Origin of the sequence: Marinobacter xiaoshiensis, from assembly GCF_031631795.1 — a bacterium.
In the GTDB taxonomy this organism is placed as follows: Bacteria; Pseudomonadota; Gammaproteobacteria; order Pseudomonadales; family Oleiphilaceae; genus Marinobacter; species Marinobacter xiaoshiensis.
This window is the reverse complement of record NZ_JAVMBO010000018.1, coordinates 520,363-530,465: the sequence shown is the minus strand read 5'-3', so window position 1 is coordinate 530,465 and position 10,103 is coordinate 520,363. Positions and strand designations below refer to the sequence as shown.

4 protein-coding genes, 2 tRNA genes and 3 rRNA genes are annotated in these 10,103 nt (G+C 52.4%); all 9 read left to right on the top strand.

Going from position 1 to position 10,103, the window contains the following annotated elements:
- Nucleotides 1-86 precede the first annotated feature (86 nt).
- The 9 genes from RKA07_RS17895 (at nucleotide 87) to prfC (ending at nucleotide 10,094) form a co-directional block, all read left to right on the top strand.
- Nucleotides 87-1,627, top strand: a 16S ribosomal RNA gene (locus tag RKA07_RS17895).
- 107 nt (nucleotides 1,628-1,734) lie between these two features.
- A tRNA-Ile gene (locus RKA07_RS17890) sits at nucleotides 1,735-1,811 on the top strand.
- 96 nt (nucleotides 1,812-1,907) lie between these two features.
- A tRNA-Ala gene (locus RKA07_RS17885) sits at nucleotides 1,908-1,983 on the top strand.
- Between the two features lie 328 nt (nucleotides 1,984-2,311).
- A 23S ribosomal RNA gene (locus tag RKA07_RS17880) occupies nucleotides 2,312-5,207 on the top strand.
- A gap of 87 nt (nucleotides 5,208-5,294) precedes the next feature.
- A 5S ribosomal RNA gene (gene rrf / locus RKA07_RS17875) occupies nucleotides 5,295-5,410 on the top strand.
- Together the 16S, 23S and 5S rRNA genes with 2 tRNA genes alongside form the textbook arrangement of a ribosomal RNA operon.
- A 162-nt stretch (nucleotides 5,411-5,572) precedes the next feature.
- Nucleotides 5,573-7,123, top strand: coding sequence for a 2-isopropylmalate synthase (locus RKA07_RS17870; protein WP_200202100.1), 1,551 nt, complete (start codon nucleotides 5,573-5,575; stop codon nucleotides 7,121-7,123).
- Complete coding sequence (locus RKA07_RS17865; protein ID WP_310966987.1) at nucleotides 7,124-7,939, top strand: 2-isopropylmalate synthase; 816 nt, start codon at nucleotides 7,124-7,126, stop codon at nucleotides 7,937-7,939.
- Nucleotides 7,936-8,427 (top strand): ribosomal protein S18-alanine N-acetyltransferase, encoded by a 492-nt coding sequence (gene rimI / locus RKA07_RS17860; RefSeq protein WP_310966986.1) that lies wholly within the window; start codon nucleotides 7,936-7,938, stop codon nucleotides 8,425-8,427. The genes RKA07_RS17865 and rimI overlap by 4 nt, the downstream gene beginning before the upstream one ends.
- Before the next feature lie 86 nt (nucleotides 8,428-8,513).
- Nucleotides 8,514-10,094, top strand: coding sequence for a peptide chain release factor 3 (prfC, locus tag RKA07_RS17855; protein WP_310966985.1), 1,581 nt, complete (start codon nucleotides 8,514-8,516; stop codon nucleotides 10,092-10,094).
- Nucleotides 10,095-10,103: the final 9 nt, after the last annotated feature.

The window sequence follows — 10,103 nt, the reverse complement described above, 5'->3', positions numbered from 1 at the left end:
CAAGAAATACCAAGGCAAGCGACTCGTCGAAAATTGAGTTTTGTCTTGAGCAAAGGTTATAAGGTCTTCGGATCTTAATATGATTTAAACTGAAGAGTTTGATCATGGCTCAGATTGAACGCTGGCGGCAGGCTTAACACATGCAAGTCGAGCGGTAACAGGGGTAGCTTGCTACCCGCTGACGAGCGGCGGACGGGTGAGTAATGCTTAGGAATCTGCCCAGTAGTGGGGGACAACAGTCGGAAACGGCTGCTAATACCGCATACGCCCTTTGGGGGAAAGCAGGGGATCTTCGGACCTTGCGCTATTGGATGAGCCTAAGTCGGATTAGCTAGTTGGTGGGGTAATGGCTCACCAAGGCGACGATCCGTAGCTGGTCTGAGAGGATGATCAGCCACATCGGGACTGAGACACGGCCCGAACTCCTACGGGAGGCAGCAGTGGGGAATATTGGACAATGGGGGAAACCCTGATCCAGCCATGCCGCGTGTGTGAAGAAGGCTTTCGGGTTGTAAAGCACTTTCAGTGAGGAGGAAGGCCTTAAAGCTAATACCTTTAAGGATTGACGTTACTCACAGAAGAAGCACCGGCTAACTCCGTGCCAGCAGCCGCGGTAATACGGAGGGTGCAAGCGTTAATCGGAATTACTGGGCGTAAAGCGCGCGTAGGTGGTTGAGTAAGCGAGATGTGAAAGCCCCGGGCTTAACCTGGGAACGGCACTTCGAACTGCTCGGCTAGAGTGTGGTAGAGGGTAGTGGAATTTCCTGTGTAGCGGTGAAATGCGTAGATATAGGAAGGAACACCAGTGGCGAAGGCGGCTACCTGGACCAACACTGACACTGAGGTGCGAAAGCGTGGGGAGCAAACAGGATTAGATACCCTGGTAGTCCACGCCGTAAACGATGTCAACTAGCCGTTGGGGATCTTGAATCCTTAGTGGCGCAGCTAACGCACTAAGTTGACCGCCTGGGGAGTACGGCCGCAAGGTTAAAACTCAAATGAATTGACGGGGGCCCGCACAAGCGGTGGAGCATGTGGTTTAATTCGACGCAACGCGAAGAACCTTACCTGGCCTTGACATGCAGAGAACTTTCCAGAGATGGATTGGTGCCTTCGGGAACTCTGACACAGGTGCTGCATGGCCGTCGTCAGCTCGTGTCGTGAGATGTTGGGTTAAGTCCCGTAACGAGCGCAACCCCTATCCCTAGTTGCTAGCAGGTAATGCTGAGAACTCTAGGGAGACTGCCGGTGACAAACCGGAGGAAGGTGGGGATGACGTCAGGTCATCATGGCCCTTACGGCCAGGGCTACACACGTGCTACAATGGTACGTACAGAGGGTTGCAAACCCGCGAGGGGGAGCTAATCTCACAAAACGTATCGTAGTCCGGATCGGAGTCTGCAACTCGACTCCGTGAAGTCGGAATCGCTAGTAATCGTGAATCAGAATGTCACGGTGAATACGTTCCCGGGCCTTGTACACACCGCCCGTCACACCATGGGAGTAGATTGCACCAGAAGTAGTTAGTCTAACCTTCGGGAGGACGATTACCACGGTGTGGTTTATGACTGGGGTGAAGTCGTAACAAGGTAGCCCTAGGGGAACCTGGGGCTGGATCACCTCCTTAAACGAAGTCGAAGCTTCGGTCAGAGTCCACACGAATTACTTGGTTGATTGATAAAGAGAGCAAGGGTCTTTCAGGCCCGACTTGGCTTGTCTGTGGCAAGCAAAACCGGGTCTGTAGCTCAGGTGGTTAGAGCGCACCCCTGATAAGGGTGAGGTCGGTGGTTCAAGTCCACCCAGACCCACCAAAATCGCGTAGCTCGTCGTTGTGTCCGAACTTGCATAGCAGGCTATGCGGCGTCCGAACACGCCTAGATCTACACGATTTTACGAGATAGCTTTTGGGGGCTATAGCTCAGCTGGGAGAGCGCCTGCCTTGCACGCAGGAGGTCGGCAGTTCGATCCTGCCTAGCTCCACCAAATATTACTTGGTCACCTGACTTCGGTCAGTGTACAGAAACAAGTGTTTCAACGCTGTGAAGTTTGAAATCCTTCTTTCTGATCACTGGGTCAGATTTGCTCTTTAACAAATTGGACGAGATAGAACACGAAGACATTTTCTCATTATCTCCGAGAGAATGTGTTCAATGTGATAGCGATTTTTTCAAGCGTTATCCGGTGTTGTCGTTGAAGTGGTTGTGTATGACTTCGAGTGACTGTCTCTGAATGTTCCTGGAACATTGTCGCTTAACTTCGGTTAGGTGTCAGTCTTCTGTGTCATCAGTGATCAGTTGTCTTGGGGTTATATAGTCAAGCAACTAAGCGCATACGGTGGATGCCTTGGCAGTCAGAGGCGATGAAAGACGTGGAAGCCTGCGATAAGGTTCGGGGAGCTGGCAAACAAGCTGTGATCCGGACATTTCTGAATGGGGAAACCCACCCGATTTCGGTCGGGTATCTTGCACTGAATACATAGGTGTAAGAGGCGAACCGGGGGAACTGAAACATCTAAGTACCCCGAGGAAAAGAAATCAACCGAGATTCCCTAAGTAGCGGCGAGCGAACGGGGACTAGCCCTTAAGCTAGACAACTGGTAGGAGAAGGCTCTGGAAAGTGCCGCCATAGTGGGTGATAGCCCCGTATCCGAAACCTGAGTCTAGTGAAATCGAGTAGGACGGGACACGTGGTATCCTGTCTGAATATGGGGGGACCATCCTCCAAGGCTAAATACTCCTGACTGACCGATAGTGAACCAGTACCGTGAGGGAAAGGCGAAAAGAACCCCTGTGAGGGGAGTGAAATAGATCCTGAAACCGTATGCGTACAAGCAGTCGGAGCAGACTTGTTCTGTGACGGCGTACCTTTTGTATAATGGGTCAGCGACTTATGTTCAGTGGCGAGGTTAACCGTTTAGGGGAGCCGTAGGGAAACCGAGTCTGAATAGGGCGATTTAGTCGCTGGGCATAGACCCGAAACCGGGCGATCTATCCATGAGCAGGTTGAAGGTTGAGTAACATCAACTGGAGGACCGAACCCACTGTCGTTGAAAAGCCAGGGGATGACTTGTGGATCGGAGTGAAAGGCTAATCAAGCCCGGAGATAGCTGGTTCTCCCCGAAAGCTATTTAGGTAGCGCCTCGGACGAATACCACAGGGGGTAGAGCACTGTTTCGGCTAGGGGGTCATCCCGACTTACCAACCCGATGCAAACTCCGAATACCTGTGAGTACTATCCGGGAGACACACGGCGGGTGCTAACGTCCGTCGTGAAGAGGGAAACAACCCAGACCGCCAGCTAAGGTCCCCAAATTCCAGTTAAGTGGGAAACGATGTGGGAAGGCTCAGACAGCTAGGAGGTTGGCTTAGAAGCAGCCATCCTTTAAAGAAAGCGTAATAGCTCACTAGTCGAGTCGGCCTGCGCGGAAGATGTAACGGGGCTCAAACTGGATACCGAAGCTGCGGCTGCATACTTTGTATGCGGGGTAGGGGAGCGTTGTGTAAGCCTGCGAAGGTGAGTTGAGAAGCTTGCTGGAGGTATCACAAGTGCGAATGCTGACATGAGTAACGACAATGCGGGTGAAAAACCCGCACGCCGGAAGACCAAGGGTTCCTGCGCAACGCTAATCGGCGCAGGGTGAGTCGGCCCCTAAGGCGAGACCGAAAGGTGTAGTCGATGGGAAACGGATTAATATTTCCGTACCTTGGATAGCTGCGATGGAGAGACGGAGAAGGCTAGGTGAGCCGGGCGACGGTTGTCCCGGTTTAAGCGTGTAGGGAGTGGGTTTAGGCAAATCCGGATCCACAATCCTGAGACGTGACGACGAGCACCCTTTTACGGGAGCGAAGTCATTGATGCCCTGCTTCCAGGAAAATCTTCTAAGCTTCAGGCTATTCGAGACCGTACCCCAAACCGACACAGGTGGTCAGGTAGAGAATACCAAGGCGCTTGAGAGAACTCGGGTAAAGGAACTAGGCAAAATGGTGCCGTAACTTCGGGAGAAGGCACGCTGGTGGTATGTGAAGTTCCTCGCGGACGGAGCAGAAGCCAGTCGAAGATACCAGGCCCCTGCGACTGTTTATTAAAAACACAGCACTGTGCAAACACGAAAGTGGACGTATACGGTGTGACGCCTGCCCGGTGCCGGAAGGTTAATTGATGGGGTTAGCATTCGTGCGAAGCTCTTGATCGAAGCCCCGGTAAACGGCGGCCGTAACTATAACGGTCCTAAGGTAGCGAAATTCCTTGTCGGGTAAGTTCCGACCTGCACGAATGGCGTAACGATGGGGGCGCTGTCTCTACCCGAGACTCAGTGAAATTGAAATCGCCGTGAAGATGCGGTGTATCCGCGGCTAGACGGAAAGACCCCGTGAACCTTTACTATAGCTTCACAGTGAACTTTGAATATGTTTGTGTAGGATAGCTGGGAGGCTTTGAAGCGTGAACGCCAGTTTGCGTGGAGCCAACCTTGAAATACCAGCCTGGCATGTTTGAGGTTCTAACTCTGGTCCCTTATCGGGATCGAGGACATTGTGTGGTGGGTAGTTTGACTGGGGCGGTCTCCTCCTAAAGCGTAACGGAGGAGCACAAAGGTGGGCTAAGTACGGTCGGACATCGTACGGTTAGTGTAATGGCACAAGCCCGCTTAACTGCGAGACTGACACGTCGAGCAGGTACGAAAGTAGGTCATAGTGATCCGGTGGTTCTGTATGGAAGGGCCATCGCTCAACGGATAAAAGGTACTCCGGGGATAACAGGCTGATACCGCCCAAGAGTTCACATCGACGGCGGTGTTTGGCACCTCGATGTCGGCTCATCACATCCTGGGGCTGAAGCCGGTCCCAAGGGTATGGCTGTTCGCCATTTAAAGTGGTACGCGAGCTGGGTTTAGAACGTCGTGAGACAGTTCGGTCCCTATCTGCCGTGGACGTTGGAGATTTGAGGAAAGTTGCTCCTAGTACGAGAGGACCGGAGTGAACGAACCTCTGGTGTTCGGGTTGTCACGCCAGTGGCACTGCCCGGTAGCTATGTTCGGACAGGATAACCGCTGAAAGCATCTAAGCGGGAAGCCCCTTCCAAGATGAGATCTCCCTGGACCCTCGAGGTCCCTAAAGAGCCGTTCAAGACCAGGACGTTGATAGGTCGGGTGTGTAAGCGCTGCGAGGCGTTGAGCTAACCGATACTAATTGCTCGTGCGGCTTGACTATATAACACCCAAGACAATTGTCTGGATAACGTCGAAAAAATCATCATCACACTCGTTCTATCCCGTCCCCCAGTGATCAACCGTTTTGTCTGACGACCATAGCGGCTTGGAACCACCTGATCCCATCCCGAACTCAGAAGTGAAACAGGCCTGCGCCGATGGTAGTGTGGCATTTGCCCATGTGAGAGTAGGTCATCGTCAGACTCTTAAGTCCAAACCCCAGCTTCTTGCGAAGCTGGGGTTTTTTTATGCCTGAAATAAATCAGATGCCACGAAAATGGCCCAGCAAGTAGTTGGAACACTCCCTCCGTTGCATCCCGGTGATATACTGTTTCCATAAAACCAAATGCGATACGGAGTACTTCAATGTCTGGCAGCGAACATCTGGTTATTTTCGATACAACTCTTCGTGATGGTGAGCAAAGTCCTGGCGCCACTATGAACAAGGCCGAGAAGCTCCGTATTGCCAAGGCTCTTGAAAAGCTTCGTGTGGATGTCATTGAGGCAGGCTTTGCAATCGCGAGCCAAGGGGATTTTGAAGCTGTTAAGTCCATTGCTGAAACGATCAAAGGCTCAACAATTTGCAGTCTTGCTCGAGCTTTGGATAAGGACATTGATCGGGCAGCTGAAGCGATTCGTCCCGCGGAACGGGGCCGTATACATACGTTTATTGCAACATCGCCCATCCACATGCAGCACAAGCTGCAGATGCTGCCTCACGAAGTCATAGAGCAGGCAGTTCGGTCTGTAAAACGTGCCCGAAGCCATGTCGATGACGTTGAGTTCTCCTGTGAGGATGCTGGCCGGTCTGAGCTGGATTTTCTCTGTAGAATTATTGAGGCGGCCATAGATGCTGGCGCCAACACGATTAATATCCCCGATACGGTTGGTTATGCTGTACCGGAGCAGTTTGCAGAAACTATCCATCAGCTCCTTAATCGTATTCCCAATGCTGATAAAGCCATTTTCTCTGTGCATTGCCATAACGATCTGGGTCTTGCCGTTGCCAACTCTCTGGCAGCGGTAACCCAAGGTGCTCGTCAGGTAGAGTGCACCATCAACGGGTTGGGAGAGCGTGCAGGTAACGCCTCGCTCGAAGAAATTGTAATGGCCGTCCGCACGCGGCAGGATTTTTATAATCTTGATACCCGCATAGATGCCAGCCATATCGTACCTGCCTCACGTCTCGTTTCTACGATTACGGGCTTCCCAGTGCAGCCTAACAAGGCAATTGTAGGGGCCAACGCCTTTGCCCATGAGTCCGGTATACATCAGGATGGCGTGCTCAAGCACCGAGAAACATACGAAATCATGCGAGCAGAAGACGTAGGTTGGCACACCAATAGCTTGGTGCTTGGTAAACACTCAGGTCGCAATGCCTTCCGCACACGCTTGCTAGAACTTGGTATTCAGTTTGAAACTGAAACAGAGTTGAACGAAGCGTTTACCCGCTTCAAAGCTTTGGCTGATTTGAAGCACGAAATTTTTGACGAGGACTTGCAGGCTATTGCCAGCGATACCCGGCAGAAAGATGAAGAGGGCCGCTATGGTTTGGTGTGTCTGCAGGTGTGCTCGGAAACGGGTGTTGTTCCAACAGCAAGCCTGACGTTAACGATGGATGGTAAAGAGCACAAGGTTGAAGCGGAAGGGAGTGGCCCGGTAGATGCTACTTTCAAAGCCATAGAATCGCTGGTTGATTCAGGATGCAATCTGCAGCTTTACTCAGTCAATAATATCACTAGCGGCACTGACTCCCAGGGGGAGGTTACAGTCAGGCTGGAGCGTGGCGGGCGTATCGTAAACGGCATTGGTGCTGATACCGATATAATCATTGCGTCAGCCAAGGCCTACATTGAGGCGCTTAATCTGATCAGTCGTGGTGGAATTCGACAGCATCCACAGGTTGCGGATGTTTGAATGATTCAGACTGAGTCTCAAAGGCAGTTCTATCTTGGTTCTGCAGGGGTCCGCATGTGGTATGCCCGTGCCCCTCTGCCGGGTGCAGCACCGAGTCCAGAGTTCGTGTTTCCTGAGCCAGATGAGGTTGTACAACATCCTGCAGGAGGCCCGAGGCTTGCACCCGTAGAGAATGCCAGGGTGCGTGTGCCAACGGATAGATCCACGGCGAACAAAAAGGGTGTGCAGCGAATCGCTAGTCTTCAGGCGTTAATGGAGAGCAAGGCTGTTCCGACAGCGCAGCAGCCAAATCCGCCAAAGCAGAGTCAGTCGGAGGTTTCGGATCCGTCTCCAGAGCATTCGTCGGAGACCGCCGAGCCTTACCCGGACATTGGTTTATCTGCGGTGGAGGCTTTAAGTCTGGGGGTTTTTTATGGTTCAAGGTGCCTCCTTATCGCGGATATTTCCCAAGAAGCGAGCTTGAGCCTCCAGGAAACTCTTGCCACAAACATTCTGAAGAGTCTTGGGGACGAGAAGCTGGAGCCTGTTGCTTGGGTGCGCTGGCCAGTTTTCAAAAACCGCGTCGTACCCGGCAACTCCCTGTCCGATTTGAAGGCTGTGATGCAGCACGTGTTACGTGACATGGATGACAGGAAGGTAATTGTTTTGGGAGGGGATGAGGGCATCGATGAAGCAGACCCCACAGCCGGCTGGCTATACAGCGCTCTTGGGAGAGCTCCAGAAGTAAAATCAACCCACTCGCTGGCAGCTCTTGCCAGCAACCCAGGGCTAAAGCGGTCTCTATGGGAGCTGCTTAAGCCTCTGGCCCAGAAATGACACCAAAAAACTCTGACCTATACGATCCCATGCAGGGTCTTGAGGTGAAAATTCGGCCGCTGGTGCCTGAAGATATGCCAGAGATGCTGGAGATCGAGCGCCAGGGGCACTCCCATCCCTGGACTGAAGGGGTGTTTCTCGATTGTTTTAAACCTGATTATCGCTTATGGGGTGCCTGGCTCGGCGGGTCGCTTGAAGGGTTTGTAGTCGGAACGTATATGCTGGATGAGGTGCATCTACTGAATATATGTGTTCATCCTCGAAGTCGTAGCCATGGTGTTGGGCGCCTTTTGTTGAGGCACCTCATCGCAGAGGCCACCCATGAAGGCATGAATCAGATGCTTCTTGAGGTCAGGTTAAGTAACAGTGTGGCAAGTAAGCTCTATCGCAACGAAGGGTTTGAAGAAATAGGGCGGCGCCCTGGATACTACCCTGCTGCTTCCGGGAGAGAAGATGCGCGTGTAATGTCGTTGCTTCTGTGCCCTTGATATTGCTGCTTGTGTTCGCGTAATTACCTCTTAGTCCTTATAATGTCTGCCTTCTCCGAACATCTGACGCAGGTTGCTCTTCGACTATGTCTCACCTTTCCCAGGAAGTGGCCAAGCGCCGCACCTTTGCAATCATTTCCCACCCGGACGCCGGTAAAACCACGATTACCGAGAAAGTGCTGTTATTTGGGCACGCTCTTCAGCGGGCGGGAACGGTAAAGGGTAAGAAGTCTGGCCAGCATGCAAAGTCTGACTGGATGGAAATGGAAAAAGAGCGGGGTATTTCGGTAACCACGTCTGTCATGCAGTTTCCTTACGGCGGGAAGCTGGTAAACCTGCTGGATACGCCGGGCCACGAGGATTTCTCGGAAGACACTTATCGTACTCTAACCGCTGTAGACGCCTGCCTCATGGTGATTGACAGCGCAAAAGGCGTTGAGGAACGTACCATCAAATTGATGGAGGTTACCCGGCTCAGGGATACGCCCATCATTACCTTTATGAACAAACTGGACCGGGATACCCGGGACCCGGTTGAACTCATGGATGAGGTGGAAGATGTACTTAACATCGCCTGCGCGCCTATTACCTGGCCCATTGGTATGGGCAAGAGCTTCAAGGGCGTCTATCACTTGCTGCGTGACGAGGTGATTCTTTACCAAAGTGGGCATGGCCATGAGATCCAGGAGGTTCGAACTATCAGCGGGCTGGATAATCCGGAGCTTGATACCGCTCTTGGTGGATACGCCAGCGATTTGCGCGATGAGGTCGAGCTGGTGAAAGGAGCGTCTCACGAATTCGATCAGGAAGCATTTTTGGCCGGTGAGCTTACACCAGTATTTTTCGGTACGGCGCTAGGTAATTTTGGTGTGGATCATATGCTCGATGGTTTGGTGGATTGGGCTCCCCAGCCCCAGCCCCGTGAGACGGATCAACGGCTTGTGCAGCCTGATGACCAAGGGTTCTCTGGCTTTGTTTTTAAAATTCAGGCCAATATGGACCCGCAGCACCGGGACCGGGTCGCATTTATGCGCATAGTGTCGGGCAAGTACAGTCAGGGCATGAAGGCTCGCCATGTGCGTATAGCAAAAGATGTTCGCTTTTCCGATGCGCTGACGTTTATGGCTGGTGATCGTGAGCACGCAGAGGAGGCCTATGCTGGTGATATTATTGGTTTGCATAACCACGGGACCATCCAGTTAGGGGACACCTTTACTGCCGGGGAAGATATGAAGTTCAAGGGTATTCCCAACTTTGCGCCCGAGCTGTTCCGCCGTATCCGCCTCAAGGACCCGTTGAAAGCCAAGCAGCTTCAAAAGGGCTTGATTCAGCTGTCGGAAGAAGGTGCCGTGCAGGTATTCCGGCCTTTGCGCAATAACGACCTGATTGTCGGTGCCGTTGGCGTGCTGCAGTTTGATGTGGTAGTGAGTCGCCTCAAGACTGAGTACAAGGTTGAAGCTGTTTATGAGCCGATCAATGTTGCCACTGCTCGCTGGGTAACCTGCTCTGACGATCGCAAGCTGGATGAGTTTCAGCGAAAAAATAATGACAATCTGGCGCTTGATGGCGGCGACCGCCTTGCCTATATCGCTCCTACAATGGTTAATCTTAATCTGGCCCAGGAGCGCTATCCCGATATTGAGTTCCATAAAACCCGCGAGCACTGATTCATTAGT